The organism is Comamonas antarctica (genome assembly GCF_013363755.1).
In the GTDB taxonomy this organism is placed as follows: domain Bacteria; phylum Pseudomonadota; class Gammaproteobacteria; order Burkholderiales; family Burkholderiaceae_C; genus Comamonas; species Comamonas antarctica.
The window spans coordinates 129829-150372 of record NZ_CP054842.1; the positions used below are offsets into that span (position 1 = coordinate 129829).

Consider the following 20544-nt stretch of genomic DNA (forward strand, 5'->3'; position numbering starts at 1 on the left):
GCTCCTAACGAAGGTGGATGGAATTTGCATCTCTCATGCCTGGGTCGGGCGTTGAGGTGATGTGTTCATCTTAGGGAGCGCAACCCAACAGAATCTGGACCGCCCGATGACAATGTTGTCAGCTTGATGGTAGTGAGCCCCGGTGAGGAAACACCAAGGAGAAGCAGGTTAGCCCGTGGCCCGACGTCGCCGTGACACGGCCGCCGTGGGCTTGTGCGATGGCGCGTGTGATGGCCAGGCCCAGCCCGGAGCCATCGGAGTCCGGATGAGCCCTGGAAGCATCGGCGCGGTAGAAGCGGTCGAACAGCCGGGGCAGGATCTTGGCATCAATGTCGGCCCCAGTGTTCTCCACGGCCACTGTCGTGGTTTGTGCCGTGCTGGTGATACGGATGGTGATGACGCCGGCCTCGGGCGTGTAACGCGCAGCATTGGACAGCAGGTTGCTCACCGCACGGCGGAACATCAGGCGATCGCCTTCGACCTCGCCGTCACCTTCCAGCTGGAGCCGGATGCGTTTTTCCTCGGCAACTGCCTCATAAAACTCCAGCAACGCCAGCGCGTCCTGCCGGGCGGAAAACCGCTCCTTGTGCGGCAGATCCACGCCGCGCTCGGTCTTGGCCAAGAACAGCATGTCCGACACCATGCGTGCCAAACGCTGAAATTCCTCGGCATTGGAAGCCAGGATGTCGCGATACTTTGCGGCATCGCGCTTGGTCACCAACGCCACCTGTGTCTGCGTCAGCAGATTGCTGATGGGGGTCCGCAACTCATGAGCCAGGTCCGACGAGAAGTCGGTCAGGCGCCGAAAGTCCTCCTGCAGGCGATCCAGCATACGGTTCAGCTCTTGCGCCAGGTCGGCCATTTCCACCGGCACGGCCTCAACTGGCATGCGCTCGGATAACTTCTGGCCTGTGACCACCGCTGCGCGAGACTTCATTTCACGCAGAGGTGCCAGTCCTTGGCGTGCTGCGAGCCAGGATAGTAGACCGCACACGATGATGGCTGCGATCACGTAGAACGTCAGACTGCTGCGCAGCCCATTGAGGAATTGGGTATGGTGTTTTGTATCCGCTGCTATCAAAACCTGCAACGCTGATGCGGAGTAAGCCGGGGCAGTTCCAAAGCTCAATGTGTGGAACTCGATATCCTGGTGACGCCAAACCCCGAAAATACTCTTCTCCTCGGTGCTCAGGACATCGCCGCTTTGCACATTGAGGTTGGATGCTGAAGATTGAAAAACGGTCTCTCCCGGGGTGTTCTGCACTAGGACATAGAGATCATGGTGATAGTTCAAAGCTTCGCTCAAGCGCAAGCTTGCGTCGTTCACTGAGTTTGCATTGTTAAGAATTTCCTCGATCAAATGCCGCTTTTCCTGCAGAGCCATCCGGTCCATTTCGACGAAATGCTGCTCAATTTCCACCAGAAAAAGACCTCCCAACCCAAGCACCACTAAAGCGGCCACGACGGTAAAAAAAAGGGTTAAACGGCGGGTCAGCGAAAGCTTGCCCAAACGCAATTTCGACTCCACCTATTCCTCCTCTGGCACGTCCAGCACATAGCCCATGCCGCGCACGGTCTGGATGAGCTTGACTGGTTGCCCGTCATCAATCTTCACGCGCAGGCGTCGCATCGCCACTTCGATGACGTTGGTGTCGCTGTCAAAGTTCATGTCCCACACCTGCGATGCGATCAGGGAACGTGGCAGCACTTCACCGTGACGGCGCATCAGCAGCTCCAGCAGACCGAACTCCTTGGCGGTCAGGTCCACACGCTTGTGATTTCTGGAAACGCGGCGGCGCAGCAAATCCAGTTCCAGGTCGGCCACTCGCAGCACGGTGCTCTCGTTGCCAGGGTGGCCGCGCCGCAGAATGATCCGCACCCTCGCCAGTAACTCGGCAAACGAGAACGGCTTGACAAGGTAGTCGTCGGCCCCGAGTTCCAGTCCTTTGACACGATCTTCCACTTGATCACGGGCAGTCAGGAACAGGACGGGCATTCCCATCCCCCGGTCACGAAGGGATTGCAGCACTTGCCAGCCATTCAGGCCAGGCAGCATGACATCCAGGATCAGCAAGTCATATTCGCCCTGCAGGGCCATATGCAGGCCGTCCGCGCCGTTGGCCACGAGGTCGGAAATGTATCCGGCTTCTGTCAACCCCTGGCGCAGATACTCACCCGTTTTGGGCTCGTCTTCGACGATCAATATTTTCACGTATGGGCTCCGTTCAATGCGTTGGCCAGAGTTTGCCAAGTTTGAGGCGTTCTGACATGTAGATAACAACAATGTAATTTTCATAACACCTGAATGAAAGGGAGATCTCTTCAGAATCTCTCCATATCGTGAGATCAAAAATTCTTCTAGAGGAGACCATGGTCACTTCCAATTACCTGCCGCCCTTCAGGGCTCTGTTGTCTTCGACATTCGTGTTGTTTGTGGGGGCGGCTTTCGCACAAGCTCCAGCAGATACCGCGGCGCCCAAGTCATCGCCGCTGACGACGCTGCAGTATTCGTCCCCTATCGGGGCTTACCAAGCCTATGCGGATCAACCGGTGCAGTCTTGGCGCGAAGCCAATGATCGCGTGGGCCAGATTGGGGGCTGGCGCACCTATGCCAAGGAAATCAAGATGAGTGATCCCGCGTCAGACAAAAATAGTCCCGCCAGCGACCCACATTCTGGCCATCATGGGGGAGACAAGCCATGATGGGGTTGCGTGCTACTCATGCCAAACTGGCTCTGTCTGCACTCGGATTGGCAGTGCTGGCAGGATGTGCCAGCGCCAACCTGGATCAGAACATCAATCGCGTCAACGACGAGGCTGGCAACTTTACCGGCGGCAAACTCGCGTTGGCTCGTACCCAGGATGAACGCGACCAGCGTGCGCAGGCCGCTCAAGCCTTGCTGGCACAGCCTTTGGAACAGAAGGATGCTGTCCAGTTGGCCTTGGTGAACAGCCCATCCCTGCAGGCCCTTCTGGCGCAGGGTTGGGCAGAGTCGGCAAATGCCGCGCAGGTCGGGCGAATTGCCAACCCCATTTTCAGTTTTGAGCGCATGGTCGCAGGCAGCGAGCTGGAGTTGGGGCGCGCTTTATCCTTTGGCTTGCTGGATCTTTTGACTCTTCCAGCACGGCACGGCGTCGCGACCCGACGCATTGAGCAAGCGCAATTGCGCCTGACCAGTGACGTGGTAGACCAGATCACCCGTGTGCGTCAGGGTTGGGTGCGGGCCGTGGCCGCGCAGCAAACGCTCAAATACGCCAAGCAGGTCTATGAAAGCGCGGAAGCAGGAGCGGAACTGGCCAGGCGCATGCAGGCGGCTGGCAACTTCAACCGGATTACCCGTGCACGCGAGCAAGCCTTCTACGCCGATGCAGCCACCCGGCTGAGCGCCGCGCAGCACCAGGCCACGGCCAGCCGTGAAGAACTCGTGCGACTGATGGGGCTGGATGGGGCGCAGGAACAGGCGCTTAAGCTGCCAGAGCGATTGCCGGAGCTGCCTAAGCAGCCACTGGAGCCACAGACGGTCGCCTCGCAAGCAACCCAGGCACGTCTGGACATCCGTCTGGCGCAAGGCGCGTTGAATGGTGCGGCCAAGGCCCAGGGAATGAACATGGTGACCAGTTTCACCGACATCGAACTGGAGGGGCGCCGCAATACCAGCTTTGATCGAGCCGACGGCACGCGTTCGACCGCACGCGGCTGGGAAATCGCAGTACGCCTCCCCATTTTCGACTGGGGCGGGATGCAGCGAGACGCAATGAATGCCCAAACCCTGGCGGCGGCCAACCAGCTCGAAGCCACGGTGCGCTCTGCCGGCTCCAGCCTGCGCGAAAGTTATTCAGCGTATCGCACGGCCTATGACGTGGCGCGTCACCACCGCGACGAAATCGTACCCCTGCGCAAGGTGATCTCGGAGGAAAACCAGCTTCGCTACAACGGCATGCTGATCAGCGTCTTTGAGCTATTGGCCGACGCGCGCGATCAGGTCAGCGCCGTCACGGCCGCCATTGATGCGCAGCAACAGTTCTGGCTGGCCGATGCCGCCATACAGGCATCCGTAATCGGGCGCCCCACCAACACCACGTTGTCAGTCACGTCCAGCGCGCCCAGCGCGGGCGATGCGGGCCACTAAAGCAAAGATTCATGTCATGACATCCAGAAGAGATTTTTTCAAATATGCAGGCATCGCAGGCGGAGCGGTCGCGGCCAGCACGGTGAGCCGCGTGGCCATGGCGGCATTGCCCGAGCCGGTGATCCAGACCAGCCCGAACACCATGGCCCCTCTGGTGCCCAACTCGGGGCGGCCCTACAACCCGGTGGTCACACTCAACGGCTGGACGCTGCCGTGGCGCATGAACCAAGGCGTCAAGGAGTTTCACTTGGTGGCCGAGCCGGTGGTGCGCGAGATGGCGCCGGGCTTCAAGGCCCATTTGTGGGGCTACAACGGTCAGAGCCCCGGCCCCACGATCGAAGTGGTGGAAGGCGACCGCGTGCGCATTTTCGTCACCAACAAGTTGCCCGAGCACACCAGTATCCACTGGCATGGTCAACGCCTGCCCAACGGCATGGATGGGGTGACCGGCCTTACACAGCCGGCCATCCCAGCTGGCAAGACCTTTGTCTACGAGTTCGTGGCGCGCCGCCCCGGCACTTTCATGTACCACCCGCATGCGGACGAGATGGTACAGATGGCCATGGGCATGATGGGCTTCTGGGTCACGCACCCAAAAGCCAAGCACCCCCTGATCGACGAAGTGCAGCGGGATTTCTGCTTCCTGCTCAGTGCGTATGACATTGAACCAGGGGCCGCAACACCCAAGGTCGCGGAAATGACGGACTTCAACCTGTGGACATGGAACAGCCGCGTCTTTCCAGGCATCGATTCCTTGAATGTCCGCCTCAATGACAAGGTTCGGATTCGTATGGGCAATCTCACCATGACCAATCATCCGATGCACGTGCACGGTCATGAGTTCTTGGTCACGGGCACCGATGGCGGCCCCACGCCCAAGAGCACGCGGTGGCATGAAGTAACCACCGACGTGGCTGTGGGCCAGATGCGCCAGATCGAGTTCGTGGCCGACGAGGAAGGCGATTGGGCCTTCCACTGCCACAAGAGCCACCACACCATGAACCCCATGGGCCACGACGTTCCCACACTCATTGGCGTGGATCACAGCGGCCTTGCCAAGAAAGTCAACAAGCTCATCCCGGACTACATGGTCATGGGCGAACGCGGCATGTCTGACATGGTCGAGATGGAAATGCCAATCCCTGACAACACCATGCCCATGATGACCGGCCAGGGGCCGTTCGGATCGGTGGAGATGGGCGGGATGTTCAGCGTGCTCAAGGTGCGCAGGGAGCAGAAGCCCGGCGACTACAAGGACCCCGGCTGGTTCAAGCATCCGGCAGGCACGGTCGCGCATGAGTACACCGGCCCGATGGCCGAGCCCGCGCGCTTCAGCGCAGAGGGTGGCCAGTCCATGCCGCGCGTTCGCAAGCCTGCAACGCCGACCGAAGTCAAGGTGCGCAAGCCTACATCGCATGGCGAGCATTGAGTTTTCCTTCAATTTTCAACGAGAACCCATCCATGAAATTCACGCAATCCACTATTCCTCAACTCTTCGCTATGGCTGCACTGGCCGCATCGGGGGCAGCCTTCGCTAGCGGCACCCATGCAGGTGGCCACGGTGACGGGGGTGAAACAGCGATTGGAAAACCCGGCGTCGTCGCCAAGGCCAGCCGCACCATCACCATCGAAATGAGCGACAACATGCGTTACACGCCGTCGAACATTCAGGTCAAACAGGGCGAAACCGTGCGCTTCATCGTCAAGAACGTCGGACAGGTCAAGCACGAACTCAGCCTGGGTACAGAGAAAGAACTGCTGGAGCACCTGGAACAGATGAAGAAGTTCCCTGAAATGGAGCATGACGAACCCAGCAAAGTGACGTTGCAGCCTGGCAAGCAGGGCGAAATCGTCTGGCAGTTCACCAAGGCGGGCGGTGTGAACTTTGCCTGCCTGATGCCTGGTCACTATGAAGCCGGCATGAAGGGCGCTGTCCAAGTTGGCAAGAAGTAATCCCCCATTGCAGCGCGTCGAACCAGGAATCCACTCCATGTCATCGTCAGCTTCTCTCATGAGTCCTCAGCGACGCAGATTGCTGTTGGGAACCGTGCTCCTTGGCTCGAGCGCGCTGCCCGCCGTTGCCGCGCTGCAATCCGTTGCCGCGCTGCAATCCGTTGCCATTCAGGTCTGGAAAGACCCGAACTGCGGATGCTGTAAAGACTGGATAGTCCATCTGCAGCAAAACGGCTTTACCGCCAGCGTGATCGACCAGGGCAACGGCGCGATGCGCAGCCGGCTGGGCATGCCGCAAAAACACGGCTCGTGCCATACCGCTCTTGTGCAAGGCTATGTGATCGAGGGCCACGTGCCTGCTGCCGATATTCGGCGCTTGCTCAAGGAAAAACCCAAGGCGCTCGGTTTAGCCGTGCCGGGGATGCCCATCGGCTCGCCCGGGATGGACGGACCGGCTTACGGCGGTCAACGCGATCCTTACAAAGTGCTGCTGATCCAAAAAGATGGATCAGTGGAAGTCTTCAACTCGTACTCGTGAGGTCATCATGAACATCATCCAACAAATTCTTGCCATTTCCGCCGTGGCCTTGGGCGCAGCGCTGCCCATGAGCAGCTTTGCCCAGGCAACCATGGAGCCTGCCAAAACAGAAGCGGCTCAGTCGACGTCCCTGACCGATGGCGAGATCAAGAAAGTTGATCTGGATAACGGCAAGGTCACCATCAAGCATGGCGACATCCAGCATCTGGATATGCCCGGCATGACCATGGTCTTTACCGCCAAGGACAAAAATCTGTTGTCCAACCTGAAGCTTGGCGACAAAGTGAAGTTCATGGTCGTCCAGGAGGGGGGGAAGATGATCGTCACCGATATCCAACCCGCACGCTGATCGTGCCCTCACCATGCACTGGCCGCGCCATCGAACATGACCGCAGCCAGCTCATGGAGTGGACCAGCGATTTGTCTGCGCATCACCCGAGCGCGAACGACAAACCCAACTGGCGTGATCATGGTTGGGATGGCTTGCTTCCTGCGCCGCCGCACCATCCCAGCGGCCACACTTGGCACCCTCCTGGTGCAAGCCAGGTTCGACGTCCCAGAAGCAGGCTTGACCTTCCACCATGGCAAGGTCCAGAGTCGAGTCAAACTCCACGAAGGCATTGACATGAGCAATCACCTACATCATCACGGCACGAGGGGCTCGGCTGCCTTGGATGGGGCTCCAGCGGCAGCAGATGCTTTGCATGCAACCAATGACACGGAGTCTGAGGCCGTGCATTCCGACATTTTCTATGTCTGTCCCATGCATCCAGAAGTGCGGCAGGAGCACCCGGGTCGCTGCCCCAAGTGCCAGATGGATCTGGTGCTCGAAGGCCAGGCGGCGCATGGCCACCATCATCACGGTCATTCTGCGGAAGAACAGCTTGCGGCGGCTTCTGCCGCAGCGCCAAAGGGTGCCCCTGCAGGCAGCATCTACACCTGCCCTATGCACCCTGAGGTGCGGCAGGACCATCCCGGCAACTGTCCCAAGTGCGGCATGGCGCTAGAGCCCATCATCCCCCTGGACGAAGAAGACAACAGCGAACTGCGCGATTTTCAGCGCCGCTTCTGGGGGACGCTCCCCCTCACGCTGATCGTTGCTATCCTGGCCATGTTCGGCCATCGCCTAGGCTGGTTCGCCATGGCGACCCAGACCTGGATAGAACTGCTACTTTCGCTGCCCGTGGTGTTGTGGACCGGCTGGCCCTTTTTCGTGCGGGGCTGGCAGTCCATCGTCCATCGCAGCCCGAACATGTGGACGCTGATCAGCCTGGGCACGATGGCCGCTTTTGCCTACAGCGTCGTTGCAACGTTGGCGCCGGGCGTGTTTCCCGCATCGTTCGTTTCCATGGGGCGCGTGGCCGTGTACTTCGAAGCCGCCGTGGTCATTATTTCGCTGACGATGCTGGGCCAGATCCTCGAATTGAAGGCGCGCTCACAAACCTCTGCGGCCATCAAATCCTTGCTCGGACTGGCACCCAAGACCGCAAGGCGTATCAATGCCGATGGCAGCGAAGAGGACGTGCCGCTGAACCATGTCCATGTCGGCGATCTGCTGCGCGTGCGCCCCGGCGAAAAAGTACCCGTTGATGGCGTGGTGACCGAAGGCCGCAGCGCGGTCGATGAATCCATGCTCACTGGCGAGCCCGTTCCGGTGACCAAACGCTTGGGTGATCAGCTGATCGGCGCCACGCTCAACACCAGCGGAGCCCTGGTCATGCGTTCGGAAAAAGTCGGTGCAGCGACCGTGCTGTCGCAGATCGTGCAGATGGTGGCCAATGCCCAGCGCTCGAAGGCACCGATGCAGCGCATGGCCGACGTGGTGGCCGGCAAGTTCGTTATCGTGGTGGTACTGATTGCTGTCGCCACCTTCTTCATCTGGGGCCTGTTTGGTCCCGAGCCCAGCTGGGTGTTCGGCCTGATCAACGCCGTCGCAGTGCTGATCATCGCCTGCCCCTGTGCGCTGGGGCTGGCTACGCCGATGTCGGTGATGGTGGCCACGGGTCGTGCTGCCACGCAAGGTGTGCTGTTCCGCGATGCTGGCGCGATCGAGAGGATGCGTGAAGTGGATACCTTGATCGTGGATAAAACAGGTACCCTGACAGAAGGTAAACCGACATTCGATACCGTCATTGCGGCCACGGGCTACATGCCCGATGAGGTATTGCGTCTGGCAGCCAGTCTGGACCAAGGCAGCGAGCATCCGCTGGCCCACGCCATCGTCAGCGCGGCACGCGCCAAAAATATGCAGCTGTCCAAGCCGATCGACTTCGATTCAGGCAGCGGTATTGGGGTGCGGGGCACCGTTGAAGGCCAGCGGCTGGCGTTGGGCAACACCGCGCTCATGGAACAGGAGGGCATCGACCTGGCCGCCTTGAAAGCCGAAGGCGAACGCCTGCGCGGCGAAGGAGCCAGCATCATGCATCTGGCCGGTGATGGTAAGTTCGCGGGCATTCTGGCCGTGACCGACCCCATCAAGGCCAGCACACCTGAAGCCATCCAGACATTGCACGACAGCGGTCTGCGCATCGTCATGGCTACTGGCGATGGCCTCACCACGGCCAAGGCCGTCGGCGCCAGGCTGCACATCGATGAAGTGCACGGCGAAGTCAAGCCCGCCGACAAGCTGGCACTGGTGGAAAAACTGCAGAAGGAAGGTCATGTCGTCGCGATGGCCGGGGACGGCATCAACGATGCCCCGGCGCTGGCTAAAGCCGACATTGGCATTGCGATGGGTACCGGCACCGATGTAGCGATGAACAGCGGACAGATCACCCTGGTCAAGGGGGACTTGCGCGGCATCGCCGTCTCACGTGAGATTTCCATCGACACCGTGCGCAACATGCGGCAGAACTTGATGTTCGCCTTTGTCTACAACGGCATCGGCATACCGATCGCTGCCGGCGTGCTCTATCCGTTGACCGGCTGGTTGCTGTCTCCGATGATCGCGGCATTGGCAATGAGCCTGAGTTCAGTCTCGGTCATCTTCAACGCACTGCGCTTGCGCGGCGCGAAATGAACGGTTTGTGCTGTCGCCTTGATCATGGTCGCCCTGTCTTTTTGATGGCATTCGGTGTCCGTCCATCAGGCGTAATGGTGTCGCTCAGGCTGTCGACCAATTTTTCCATTGCTTCGATGCCATCTTCAACCGCAGCACGCTCTGCGTCTTGCAGGGGGATCTCCTGAAGCATGCGCGTGAGATTCGCTCCCGCTTCGAGCGCCTGGGCCTTGGCTGATTCTTTGGGCAGATAGAACGAACATTTGGCACATGCCATCCGGTGTGGACATTGATCGAAGAAGTCGTAGGTGCATAACCCGTGTCCGAGGTCATAGTAACGCCAGGGCTCGCCCCGGGCAGCTGCGCCGCTGCGCACTGCATCCTGGTCGACGAGCACGGCGATCGTGCGCAAGTTGCGCTCGAAGTACCCAGCCCGCTCGATTGCACCCGCGAGCTTAGTCGGTGTCACCGTGACGTAGTGTTGGGTGGATTGAGGTGAAGCGTGGCCGAGCCAGGCCTGCAGCTCGAATAGACCCAGCGGCTCCCTGGCATTGAAGAGCTGGCTTGCAATGGTGGCGCGCGCGCGGTGGCTGGTGATGCGCCCGCGTGCGTCTTCCAGTGGTATGCCGGCCTTCCTGCACAACAGCGGAATGAGAGCTCGGTTTAGGTATGCCCCGCCAACGCGCCTTCCGCGATGCACAAATAGATAATCCACCACGCTACCCGTCTTAGCATCGGTCATGCTCGGATGAGGCAAGCGCTCTCGTTCCCAGGCCTCGACTGCATGGCCCACGACGGCATCAACCGGCTTCGTGAAGGCGGTGGACGTCTTGTTGACGGGCACGTCGAGACAACACGTCGGTGAAGCAGCCACATCATGGGGGCCTGGTTGCCAGCGGATACAACCGATCCGCAGCCGCAGCGATTCGTCGCGGCGTAGTCCTGCGAACAGCCAGAGTGCTGCCAGGGCCCGAATCATCGTGATTGGATAGCGTGTTGGTTGATCGGCACAGCCTTGCCGACTTGGGGTAGGTTTCAAATCTTCTTCACTCAGATTGAGACCCGTCCACATTAGCTTTGCCCACGCGTCGTCGGCCACGACGCGTGGCTGGGGTCCGATCAGTACACCGACGGCGCGCGGCAACCCGAGCGCGCGCACTGGATCGAAGCGTTGGGGGATCCACTCCCATTCCTGAAGGTCACGGAAGAAGCTGCGAACGCTACGCAGATGCGAAGCCTTAGCAGCAGGCTTGAGCGGGCCACCACGCTGCTTCAGGTACATGCCACCGGGATTCGACCATTGGCCAATCGTCATTCGGGCAACAGTCGCCACGTACTCCAGCGCCGTCGCGCGAGTCCAGTCGGCAGGGCTATTGATCTCAGGATGTATTTCGGCGATCCAGCGACCACACTTCAACAGCGCGTAATAGTCTCCCGTGATCGAGGAGGCAGCTCGTACGGCAGTGGCTCTCCAACGCTCGCACCACTGCAGCCACTCATCTGGGATACCGTCGGTCGCACGGTACTCGTCTACTGGACGGCGACGATCGTTGACGCGGTGATCCAAGCCATGCGCTAGCAACTTCAAACGCACCAATGTCCGAGAGAGTGTTGCAACCCCACTGCGAATGAATGCCGCACCGGTCCGAGCAACTTGCTGCAATGTATGAAGGGTCAGGTCTTCGATACACGGACTGCATTGGATGAGCAGCGCGGTATAGAGCGCATTCGAAACGCTGGGCCGATGGACCGACTTGAAACCGACCTTACTCATCTCGTCGAAAACTTGGCGGTTGGCGTGCTCTACGGCCTCGCGTCCGAACACCTTGATCGCGAGGCGGTACGGGAAGAAGCGTCCAATCTCCGTGATCCGATCAAAGCCGCACAGGAGATAGGCCACTGCGATGACGTACTGTCGGCAGTTGCCGTTGCCCCCGTAGCGACTTCGGAAGGCCGCTTCGCTGCTGCACATCACGTCGAGCCAGTCATCGGTGGACCATCCCCAGTAGGCGATACCGCGGTATTGCATCTCGACAATCACAAGGTGAATCACAGAATTGCATGGCGCCTTTGCAGCAGGTATGCGTTCCAGCAGTTCGTAAAGCGGGCATAACAGTCGCGCCAGTGCTTTACGGGACGCTGTGGGCCATTGCCGTCCATGGCTAGCGAAGTGCACGCGAAGCACCTCCAGTGCCGCACGCTCGTTGGCAGTAAGCACAGGGCTGTGTTCCTTGAGCGAAAACGACTTTTGCGGTATCGCATTCGCCGGCGCGATCGCGTTCGCCACATTGCTCATGCTGAGCCTCCCCGGAGTTGGTCCAGTCGTGCCTCATGGACCGCAGCCATGCTGCGCGTAAACCTGTCTGAGAGATCACGCGCGCTCAGATGAATGTAGAGCAAGGTCGATTGAATGCAGCGATGGCCGGCAAAACGGGCGATCTCCTGGATGTCCCAGCCAGCACGTGCCAGGTCCGTCAGGCAGAGGTGACGGAAGCTGTGGGTCGTCAGTGCGGGCACCCCGGCGTGCAACGCGAGCCTGTGTACTACTTTCGACCAAGTCCACTTGGTCAGAGGCGTCGCTCGATTGCGTGAGGACTCCGATAGGAACAACGGTCCTCGCGGGCTGCCCAAGCGACGACGTTCGGCAAGGTAGGCCACGTAGAGCTCTGCGCTCACCACCGAGTAGGGAACAATTCGCTCCTGCTGGGTCTTGGTCGTCTCGGCCCGAATGCGAAGCAGGCGTCTTGCCGGATCGATGTCTCCCGTGGCAAGCGAACACAGTTCCTCCCGACGCAGCGCGCAGTCATACGCAAGGGCGAGCATCAAGCGGTTGCGGATTGGCTCGCTGCACGCCGTGCACAGTAAAGCCTGCCAATCCGAATCGTCGGGAATCCAGGGAAGCCGCCGCTGAATGGGGATTAGGCCGCGTTGTCCGACACCGAAGCCACCGGAAGCGGGTCCGCGTCGACCGCGCGCGACAGGATTCGTTGTTCGCACACCCTCTTCGACCAAGTAGTCATAGAACAACCGGACGACGGTGAGCCGATGGCGGATCGAAGCATTGGCAAGAGCGGAAGCGGTGCTGGAAGGTACCTCCACGCCACAGGAGCGCCCAGCCAGTTCTCGCACGTAAGCAGCGATCTGAGCACTCCCAACACTTATGACGCTCACCTCCATCCGTCGACAGAAACCGAGGTAGTGATCCAGCCCGCGCGCGTAGGCGGCGACGGTATTGGGAGCTCTTAGCAGATCAACCTGCAGGGACACCCACGCGTACGCTCGGGCATCGCTGCAGAGGTTCGCCAACGCACGCCAAGGTTCTGTAGACATAGTGCCTCCTGTGATTGCCTAAGCTACTCCAGTTGGGCACGGCAGTCAGTCAGACATTCCACGTAACAGATAAGCCAAGGCGCTGGGAGTCAAGATGGGCCAGCCGTATTATCAGATCCGTGGCTTGGAGCAAACGGCCGGGCTGGTGTGCCTGTCGGCCAACTTCGAACTCTATGGCGACCTCAGCGACCGGATGATGAGCCTGGCGGCCGGCCTGGGCCCGTTGCAGGAAATCTACAGCATCGACGAGAGCTTCATTGGTGATTTGGAAGGCATCGTCGATATAACAAACCGCGCCCGTGCCATCCGCTCGCGCATTTATCGCTGGACCAGCCTGCTGACCTGTGTCGGCCTGGCGCCGACTAAGACCCTGGCCAAGCTCTGTAACCATGTGGCCAAGGACGCCGAGCGCAAGCTGGGCAGCTACCCAAGGGAGCTTGCCCAGGTCTGCAACTGGGCGGAAATGGACACGGTCACCCAACAGGACATTTTGCAACGCACACCGGCCGGGGAAGTCTGGGGCATAGGCCGCCGGATCGCCGCAAAGCTGGCGGAGCAGGGGGTGCTAACGGCTTGGGACGTGACCCAGATGCCCGCAACCAAGGCCAAAACCGTGGGCAGCGTAGTGCTCGAACGCACCGTGCGCGAACTCCAGGGAACGAGTTGTATCAGCCTGGACGAGGCCCCAGCGCCAAAGCAGCAGATCGCTTGTACGCGCAGTTTTGGCCAGGCGGTAACCGCGCTGCCGCCCCTGATCGAAGCCGTGAGCGAGTTCGCGACGCGCGCCGCGGAAAAACTGCGCCAAGGCGGCCAGCGCGCAGGCGCGCTGCAGGTTTTCGCGCACACCTCCCCGTTTCGGCCCGGACCGCGCTTTTACCAATCGGCAACGATTCAACTGCAGCCGCCGACCGCCGACACCAAGCTGCTGGTCGGAGCCGCCGTGGCCGGCCTGCGCTCCATCTACGCGCCGGGCTACCAGTTGGCCAAGGCCGGGGTGATGCTGCTGGATCTGGGATCGGCCGCAGTTGCGCAGCGCGAATTACTTTTTACCGAAACTGCGGCAGCGCGTGATCAAGGCCCATTGATGGAAATCATGGACCGCATCAACGGGCGCTGGGGCAAGGCCACGGTGCATGTGGGAAGCACCGGGGACACAGCCGCTGCGGCGTCCGACTGGAAGATGAAGCAGGAGCGCAGGACCCCGCGCTACACCACGGTGCTGGCCGAGATTCCGATTGCGCGGGCTTAATCGCTGGTTGCCTGCGCCGCGGCTTATCGGCGCAGTGCCTGTGGAGGATGGCCGGTTTATGAAGAGGCTATGGCCTCTTCCTTCATGCATCCATCAGCCCTTGAGCTGTTTCATCCCTTCGGCCAGGATCCATAACGCGCGGTTGATTTTCAGGTTCTGGTCAATGCCCTGAATAGGCCGTGTGCTGTGTCTGCGCCCGGTCGCCGTACGTCCATGCAGGCCGCCTTGGGTCAGATTCTCTTGCACGCGGTTATAGGCGCTCCACAGATCAGGGCTATCGTCTTCGAGGCGGCGCGGCACCAAAAGTTGCGCTGGTGTGATGGGCACGGGCGTGGCCAAGCTCTCGTACTTCAGAGACAGCGCGGCCTGGGCGAACACTTCCTGTTCGCCCGCGGTCAGCGTGGTGGCGCGCATGGCATCGCGGTGCTCGTCGACCAGCTTGAAGCCATCGCGAACGACAAAGGCGCCATCCACCACCTGGCCGATGACATCGCCCTTGTGGGGAATTCGCACATCGGCCATGACATCGCCGCAGACCAGGCCGTTGTTGCAGACGAATCGGAACATGCCCGCCAGCATCTGGTAGCTGCTGCTGCCGTCGTGGGAATTCAGCAGAATGATTTCATTGGCCTCGGCACCATTGAGCTGATCGGCATGGCGCAGCCGGAGCATGTGCTTTGTGTGCTCGCGCTTGCCTTCGTCGCGCACGCAGGTCTGGCACACCATGAAAGGTTGAAACCCTTCCTTGCGCAGTTCCGAAAGAATCGCGCTGGTCGCAATGTAGCGGTATCGATCTGACCGGCTGGCGTGCTTTTCCTCCGCAAAGATAGAGGGTGCCACCTCGCGAATTTGCGCATCGGACAGCGGGCAGTCGCTGCGCAGGGCGGGGGAGTGGGAAGCGAAACGTGATGCGAGTTGCATGGTCTTTCTCCTGGGTTGGCTGCTGTGGTTCCAAGGCTGACCGGATTCCAAGATTCGGAGCCGGTTGTGGCTTTGGTTGATTCGGCGCAGCGACCTGGGCCGGTCCTGTTGCCGCCGTCTTTCCTGAGTTCATCGCCCGCGTAAACCGAAGCCAGCGAGTGACTGGCCGTCAAGGAGGCAAGCGCAGGGTAGGTGCGGCCCGCAGGCGCTAGCCGAGGACTCGGCCCTGCGCGCCTTGACGGCCAGGCACCGCTGGCTACGGTCGCGGAAAAGGCGATGAACTGGGGAAAGACGGCCAGCGGCCTACAGACCAGGTCGCTGCGCCGAATCAACGCCGCGCGGCGAGCGCCGCTGCATGCCGCAGGCATGCCTGGCTGGTGCCTGCCCGATCAGGCGCAGCCTGGTCGGCGGTACTTCAGGGGCGCCAAACAACGTGCGGCGGGGATGGTCCGCAGGACGATCCCCTGGAGCGCAAGCGAAGCGCGCAGGCCGGAACGGCCGAAGGCATCAGGGATCGAAGCCGGAAACGGCTGCGCCGCACAACGCGGCGCGGGGCGAAGACCGAGAGCCCGCCGGCGGAACGCCGGGATGCTCAGCAGCAAGAGGGGATCGCCAAAGACACACCCATGCGCCATGACCGCCGCTACTTTTGACCTATTCAAATGCGCACTAAGCGCGCGACAGAGGTCGTCAATGCGGGGATAGACCACAAGACAGGAGCCATGCCACGTGGCTGTGGTTATGGGCTGATCGGCGGCTTCGACATGTGGACGTACATCGCCCACAGTGCCAGAAAAGCGCTCAGACCCAGAAGCGAAGTGACCCAGAGCGATCCCAAGCCCCACCGAGACATGACCAGGCCGAAGAGAAACGGAGAGCCGGCCTGCACAATGCGCGCAGGCACCATCAGCCAGCCTTGGCGCTGGCCATAGCCCTGAGCGCCAAACACTTTGAGCGGCAGCGTGCCCACGGCAATGGTCAGGATTCCATTCCCAAGCCCATGCACGATGGTAAAAAGACTGGCGCCAGGAGCACCCATAAGCCCCAGTGAAATGGCCGCAACAGGATGCGCAAGAATTGCCAGCCTTGCGGACAGCAGTGGGTGGGCGTTTCGCAGGAATCCGTACTCCACCAGACGCCCTGCCACCTGTGCCGGACCGACCAGCGCAGCAGCGCCAATGGCGACTGCCACCGCCACGCCACGCCCGTGCTCTGCAGAAGCTGAGGGAGGTGGGCTGCCATGGCCGTGCTGATGAACCAAGATACCGCAAACACATAGGCCATCAGATAGGCGATATGCCGGCGAGGTTGGGCTCCGCTATTTGGCGGGACGTCTGCCTTTGTCTGTTCGCCATCGCTGTGCTCTTTTCCGGTCAGCGCTGCCATCTGTGGCAAAAGCAGGTTGAGCGGCAGTCCCAGAACAAGGTGAAGCAGCGCCCAAGTCATGCACGCCTCACGCCAGCCAAAATCGTGTGCAAGGTAGCTGGAAAGCGGCCACCCCAGGGTGCTGGCAAAGCCGGCCAAGAGCGTGATGCCCGTGATAGCGCGGCGAGCATCCTGGCCATACAGGCGCACGACGGTGGCAAAAGCGGCCTCGTACAGGCCCCCGCCCATGGCAATGCCCATCACGGCCCAGCCCAGGAAAACATGGCTGGCTTGTGTGGCCTGACTCAAAATAATCAGCCCTGCGGCAAATACGAGGTTGCTGCTGATCAACACTGGGCGACCACCGAATCGGTCGATCAGCCTTCCCGCGACCGGCCCCGTGGCCGCCGCCACCAGCAGCGCGACAGAGAACGCTGCAAACACTGTGGAGTAGGCGATGCCGACCTCACGACTTATCGGCTCAGCCAGAACGGCTGGCAGGTAGTACGACGACGCCCACGATAGTGTTTGTGCCACACCGAGCATGACGGTTACGTGCATGCGGCGTTCAAGCATGGCGGTATTTAGATGCTGCGTTGGTTGACCCGACGGGACAGCGCTTCTGCGGTTTCCCGCCGTTCGCTGTAGCGGTCTACCAGGTAGTCTGCGCAGTCACGGGTCAGGAGGGTGAACTTCACCAGCTCCTCCATCACATCCACCACCCGTTCGTAGTACGAGGAAGGCTTCATGCGACCGGCCTCATCAAATTCCATGAACGCCTTGGCCACCGACGACTGATTGGGGATGGTGAGCATGCGCATCCAGCGACCCAGCACGCGCATCTGGTTGACGGCATTGAAAGACTGCGAGCCCCCAGAGACCTGCATCAAGGCCAAGGTCTTGCCCTGGGTCGGTCGAACAGCACCCATCGACAACGGAATCCAGTCGATCTGGGCTTTGAGGATGCCGGTCATGGCGCCATGGCGCTCCGGAGAGGTCCAAACCATGCCTTCCGCCCATTGCGCCAGCTCACGCAATTCCCGGACCTTGGGATGGCTGTCCGGCGCGTCGTCGGGCAGCGGCAGCCCGCGCGGATCAAAAATGCGGGGCTCGGCGCCCATCTTGCGCAGCAGCCGGGCCGCCTCTTCGGTCAGCAGCTGGCTGAAGGAGCGTTCACGGGCAGATCCGTACAGCAGCAGGATGCGAGGCGCATGCGTTGACCGTGTCTCTGGCAGCAGGCGCGCCAAGTCAGGCGCATCGAATGACAAGGTGTCGAGGTTCGGTAGATCAGTGCTTTGCAACACGTTGTCCTTTGGCGTTGATGACGGCTTCGCCGTCTTCCTTGGAAAAAGCCCCTTGCTGGGGTTGAGGCAGGATGTCCAGCACGGCCTCCGATGGCCGGCACAGGCGTGTTCCCAGCGGCGTCACCACAATCGGGCGGTTCATCAGAATCGGGTGCTGGAGCATGAAGTCGATCAACTGAGGGTCGGTCCACTTCGGGTCCGCCAAGCCGAGCTCATCGAACGGAGTACCTTTTTGCCGCAGGACCTCACGCACCGGAATTCCCAGGTCCGCCACAAGCCGCTCCAGAGTGGTGCGGTCGGGAGGCGTCCTGAGGTATTCAATGACGGTGGGATCTTCGCCGCTGTTGCGGATCAATGCCAACACATTGCGTGACGTGCCGCAGGCGGGGTTGTGATAGATCGTGATCGTGTTCATGCCGGGTCCGTACAAGGTGTGGATTCAAGCGAATAGGCTCAGGCGCAATGCGAGAGCTGCCAAGGTAACGAGGAGCACCGGAACGGTGAGCACGGCGCCGACCTTGAAGTAGTAGCCCCAGCCAATCGTGGTGCCTTTCTTGGCCAGAACGTGCAGCCACAACAACGTGGCCAGACTGCCGATGGGAGTGATCTTGGGGCCCAGGTCGCAGCCAATCACATTGGCGTAGATCATGGCTTCCTTGACGACACCGCTGGCACCCGACGCATCAATGGACAAGGCGCCGATCAATACGGTCGGCATGTTGTTCATCACGGAAGACAGCAGGGCCGAGAGAAGGCCGGTCCCCATGGCCGCTCCCCATACGCCGCCCTGCGCAAAAATGTTCAGCAGCGACGCGATGTCATCGGTCAGCCCGGCATTGCGCAAGCCATAAACGACCAGGTACATGCCCAGGGAGAACACCACGATCTGCCAAGGCGCGCCATGCAGTACCTTGCGCGTGGAAATGACCGATCCGCGCGCAGCGACCGCCAGCAGCAAGGCGGCGCCTGCACCCGCGACGACGCTGACCGGCACCCCCAGGGGCTCCAGTGCAAAAAAGCCCACCAGCAGCAATACCAGCACGACCCAGCCAGCGCGAAAGGTTGGAAGATCCCGAATCGCGTCGGCAGGGCGCTTGAGCTGGGTGAGATCGTAGGTCGCAGGAATGTCGCGCCGGAAAAACAGCATCAGTACCGCCAGACTGGACAGCACCGCAGCGATGTTGACGGGCACCATCACGGCCGCGTATTCGTTGAAGCCAATCTTGAAGAAATCGGCGGACACGATATTGACCAGGTTGGACACGATCAACGGCAGGCTGGCGGTGTCGGCAATGAAGCCTGCGGCCATGACAAAAGCCAGCGTGGCTACCGGCGAAAAACCCAGGGCCACGAGCATGGCCATCACTATGGGCGTGAGAATCAGCGCGGCACCGTCATTGGCGAACAGTGCCGACACCGCCGCACCGAGCAGCACGATGAACGCAAAAAGCTTGGAGCCTTTGCCGCCACCCCAGCGGGCAAAGTGCAGCGCCGCCCATTCAAAGAAGCCGGCTTCATCCAGCAGCAGGCTGATGATGATCACCGCCACAAAAGTGGCTGTGGCGTTCCACACGATGTTCCAGACGATCGGAATGTCTGCCAGGTGCACCACGCCGAGCAGTAGCGCTACCACAGCACCTAGAGAAGCACTCCAGCCAATACCCAATCCTCGCGGCTGCCAGATAACCAACACAAGGGTGAAAACAAAGATCAGGACAGCAGTAAGCATCATGCCGGAGTGCAATGGGTTGACAGGAGGGGATCGAGGATGACGGCGCAGGGGTTCAGTGGGCGGAAAGCTCTCGGGCCGTGCCCTGCAGCCGAGCCTTTTCCAGCTTGTCAGCGGGCAGATTGACCAGCAACTCCAGGCGGCGACGCATCATGTGCATGGTCTGGCGAAAGGCTTCCAGCTTGACTTCTTCTGGTTCGTCGCCTTCGGAAGGGTCCGGGTAACCCCAGTGCGCGGTAGCCGGATGGCCGGGCCAGATCGGGCAGACCTCTCCTGCGGCGTTGTCGCAGACGGTGATGATGAGGTCCATCTGCGGTGCATCATCCACCGCGAACTCGTCCCAGCTCTTGCTGCGCAGGCCTTCCACCGACACGCCAGCACGTTGCAGCACCTGCAGGCCCAGAGGGTTGGGCTGCTGGTTGGCGCGCGGGCTGCTTCCAGCCGAATAGGCCTTGAAGCGTGCCGGACTCATATCGTTGAGCAAGGCTTCAGCCAGGATGCTGCGCGCCGAGTTGTGGGTGCACAGGAACAGGACATTCAGGGGTTTGGTGGTTGCAGTCATAGGTCTTTAGCAGCAGGATTTGGAAGGGGAAGAAGTAGCGCCAGGCGCGCAGCAAGCGCCGGCCTTGACGGGTGCCGCTGCGGCTTCATTGAACAAGGGAATGTTTTCAAGCGAATGAAAATGCTCCCAGGCGATGCCCTGCGGATCGGTGATCCAGTGCTTGTCACTGCGCGCGTAACAGCAAGGTGATTCCCTCATCGAGCAAAGTCATGTCGGCTGCCTGGGCACGTTCCTTGATGGCGGTGAGTTCGTGGGCTTCGTCTACCTGGAAGCCCAGATGGTCCAGCCCCGGCTTGCTACCCCGTGTCGATATGGCGAAGTTCACACGGGGCTCATCCAGCATCCATTTGGCGTAGCCGCTTTCGACGCGCGCTGGCTCGGCGCCAAAGAGCTTGGAATAGAAGGCGATGTTCTGGGCCAGATCACCGACAGTCATGTGGACATGAAAACGCTTCATCATCGACT

17 protein-coding genes and 2 pseudogenes are annotated in these 20544 nt (G+C 60.7%); 8 read left to right on the plus strand and 11 right to left on the minus strand.

The window, feature by feature from the left end; genetic code table 11:
- Positions 1–118 precede the first annotated feature (118 nt).
- Both HUK68_RS22925 and HUK68_RS22930 read right to left on the minus strand, forming a co-directional pair.
- Entirely contained in the window at positions 119–1528 is a 1410-nt protein-coding gene (locus tag HUK68_RS22925; RefSeq protein WP_175506569.1) for a heavy metal sensor histidine kinase, read from the minus strand.
- Complete coding sequence (locus tag HUK68_RS22930; RefSeq protein WP_175506570.1) at positions 1529–2212, minus strand: heavy metal response regulator transcription factor; 684 nt, start codon at positions 2210–2212, stop codon at positions 1529–1531. It abuts the gene before it with no gap.
- A gap of 158 nt (positions 2213–2370) precedes the next feature.
- Here HUK68_RS22930 and HUK68_RS22935 point away from each other — a divergent pair, with 158 nt between their 5' ends.
- The 7 genes from HUK68_RS22935 (at position 2371) to HUK68_RS22965 (ending at position 9640) form a co-directional block, all read left to right on the plus strand.
- A complete protein-coding gene (locus HUK68_RS22935; RefSeq protein ID WP_175506571.1) occupies positions 2371–2703 on the plus strand; it encodes a hypothetical protein in 333 nt (110 codons plus the stop codon).
- The gene (locus tag HUK68_RS22940; protein ID WP_175506572.1) at positions 2700–4130 is read left to right on the plus strand and encodes a TolC family protein; all 1431 of its coding nucleotides are present in this window, start codon (positions 2700–2702) and stop codon (positions 4128–4130) included. The genes HUK68_RS22935 and HUK68_RS22940 overlap by 4 nt, the downstream gene beginning before the upstream one ends.
- Before the next feature lie 16 nt (positions 4131–4146).
- Positions 4147–5559, plus strand: a complete 1413-nt coding sequence (locus HUK68_RS22945; protein WP_175506605.1) for a multicopper oxidase family protein — start codon at positions 4147–4149, stop codon at positions 5557–5559.
- A gap of 32 nt (positions 5560–5591) precedes the next feature.
- Positions 5592–6083, plus strand: a complete 492-nt coding sequence (locus tag HUK68_RS22950; protein ID WP_175506573.1) for a cupredoxin domain-containing protein — start codon at positions 5592–5594, stop codon at positions 6081–6083.
- Positions 6084–6120: 37 nt separating this feature from the next.
- The gene (locus HUK68_RS22955) at positions 6121–6621 is read left to right on the plus strand and encodes a DUF411 domain-containing protein (protein ID WP_244146433.1); all 501 of its coding nucleotides are present in this window, start codon (positions 6121–6123) and stop codon (positions 6619–6621) included.
- Between the two features lie 7 nt (positions 6622–6628).
- Positions 6629–6970 carry a copper-binding protein gene (locus HUK68_RS22960; protein ID WP_175506574.1) on the plus strand — a complete coding sequence of 114 codons (342 nt, stop codon included), beginning with the start codon at positions 6629–6631 and terminating at the stop codon, positions 6968–6970.
- Between the two features lie 276 nt (positions 6971–7246).
- Positions 7247–9640 carry a copper-transporting P-type ATPase gene (locus tag HUK68_RS22965; protein WP_175506607.1) on the plus strand — a complete coding sequence of 798 codons (2394 nt, stop codon included), beginning with the start codon at positions 7247–7249 and terminating at the stop codon, positions 9638–9640.
- A gap of 22 nt (positions 9641–9662) precedes the next feature.
- Here the strand turns inward: HUK68_RS22965 and HUK68_RS22970 are convergent, their stop codons facing one another.
- Together HUK68_RS22970 and HUK68_RS22975 are read right to left on the minus strand one after the other, a co-directional pair.
- Positions 9663–11915 carry a tyrosine-type recombinase/integrase gene (locus HUK68_RS22970; RefSeq protein WP_244146434.1) on the minus strand — a complete coding sequence of 751 codons (2253 nt, stop codon included), beginning with the start codon at positions 11913–11915 and terminating at the stop codon, positions 9663–9665.
- Positions 11912–12949 (minus strand): tyrosine-type recombinase/integrase, encoded by a 1038-nt coding sequence (locus tag HUK68_RS22975; RefSeq protein WP_175506575.1) that lies wholly within the window; start codon positions 12947–12949, stop codon positions 11912–11914. Before HUK68_RS22975 ends, HUK68_RS22970 begins: the two co-directional genes overlap by 4 nt.
- A gap of 82 nt (positions 12950–13031) precedes the next feature.
- On the opposite strand from HUK68_RS22975, the gene HUK68_RS22980 reads away from it, so the two are divergent.
- Positions 13032–14198, plus strand: a complete 1167-nt coding sequence (locus HUK68_RS22980) for a Y-family DNA polymerase (protein WP_279614336.1) — start codon at positions 13032–13034, stop codon at positions 14196–14198.
- 93 nt (positions 14199–14291) lie between these two features.
- Here the strand turns inward: HUK68_RS22980 and HUK68_RS22985 are convergent, their stop codons facing one another.
- The 7 genes and pseudogenes from HUK68_RS22985 to HUK68_RS23015 form a co-directional block, all read right to left on the minus strand.
- Positions 14292–15119 carry a DUF932 domain-containing protein gene (locus HUK68_RS22985; RefSeq protein WP_175506577.1) on the minus strand — a complete coding sequence of 276 codons (828 nt, stop codon included), beginning with the start codon at positions 15117–15119 and terminating at the stop codon, positions 14292–14294.
- Positions 15120–15858: 739 nt separating this feature from the next.
- Positions 15859–17060, minus strand: a pseudogene (locus HUK68_RS22990) (MFS transporter).
- An 8-nt stretch (positions 17061–17068) separates the two neighbouring features.
- A complete protein-coding gene (arsH, locus tag HUK68_RS22995) occupies positions 17069–17785 on the minus strand; it encodes an arsenical resistance protein ArsH (protein WP_175506578.1) in 717 nt (238 codons plus the stop codon).
- Positions 17772–18203, minus strand: a complete 432-nt coding sequence (gene arsC, locus HUK68_RS23000; RefSeq protein WP_175506579.1) for an arsenate reductase (glutaredoxin) — start codon at positions 18201–18203, stop codon at positions 17772–17774. Before arsC ends, arsH begins: the two co-directional genes overlap by 14 nt.
- A gap of 24 nt (positions 18204–18227) precedes the next feature.
- Positions 18228–19517: an arsenic transporter gene (locus HUK68_RS23005; protein ID WP_175506609.1), complete on the minus strand. Its 1290-nt coding sequence runs from the start codon at positions 19515–19517 to the stop codon at positions 18228–18230.
- Between the two features lie 55 nt (positions 19518–19572).
- Positions 19573–20079 (minus strand): arsenate reductase ArsC, encoded by a 507-nt coding sequence (locus HUK68_RS23010; RefSeq protein WP_175506580.1) that lies wholly within the window; start codon positions 20077–20079, stop codon positions 19573–19575.
- Positions 20080–20085: 6 nt separating this feature from the next.
- Positions 20086–20536 (minus strand): annotated as a pseudogene (locus tag HUK68_RS23015) (ArsI/CadI family heavy metal resistance metalloenzyme).
- Between the last annotated feature and the right edge of the window lie 8 nt (positions 20537–20544).

Bases quoted from the DNA above. Each gene is read 5' to 3' on its own strand.
- HUK68_RS23005 (WP_175506609.1), bottom strand. From the start codon at position 19,517: ATGCTTACTGCTGTCCTGATCTTTGTTTTCACCCTTGTGTTGGTTATC.
- HUK68_RS22940 (WP_175506572.1), top strand. From the start codon at position 2,700: ATGATGGGGTTGCGTGCTACTCATGCCAAACTGGCTCTGTCTGCACTC.
- HUK68_RS23010 (WP_175506580.1), bottom strand. From the start codon at position 20,079: ATGACTGCAACCACCAAACCCCTGAATGTCCTGTTCCTGTGCACCCAC.
- HUK68_RS22955 (WP_244146433.1), top strand. From the start codon at position 6,121: ATGTCATCGTCAGCTTCTCTCATGAGTCCTCAGCGACGCAGATTGCTG.
- HUK68_RS22935 (WP_175506571.1), top strand. From the start codon at position 2,371: ATGGTCACTTCCAATTACCTGCCGCCCTTCAGGGCTCTGTTGTCTTCG.
- HUK68_RS22960 (WP_175506574.1), top strand. From the start codon at position 6,629: ATGAACATCATCCAACAAATTCTTGCCATTTCCGCCGTGGCCTTGGGC.
- HUK68_RS22970 (WP_244146434.1), bottom strand. From the start codon at position 11,915: ATGAGCAATGTGGCGAACGCGATCGCGCCGGCGAATGCGATACCGCAA.
- HUK68_RS22985 (WP_175506577.1), bottom strand. From the start codon at position 15,119: ATGCAACTCGCATCACGTTTCGCTTCCCACTCCCCCGCCCTGCGCAGC.
- HUK68_RS22975 (WP_175506575.1), bottom strand. From the start codon at position 12,949: ATGTCTACAGAACCTTGGCGTGCGTTGGCGAACCTCTGCAGCGATGCC.
- HUK68_RS22945 (WP_175506605.1), top strand. From the start codon at position 4,147: ATGACATCCAGAAGAGATTTTTTCAAATATGCAGGCATCGCAGGCGGA.
- arsC (WP_175506579.1), bottom strand. From the start codon at position 18,203: ATGAACACGATCACGATCTATCACAACCCCGCCTGCGGCACGTCACGC.
- HUK68_RS22965 (WP_175506607.1), top strand. From the start codon at position 7,247: ATGAGCAATCACCTACATCATCACGGCACGAGGGGCTCGGCTGCCTTG.
- HUK68_RS22950 (WP_175506573.1), top strand. From the start codon at position 5,592: ATGAAATTCACGCAATCCACTATTCCTCAACTCTTCGCTATGGCTGCA.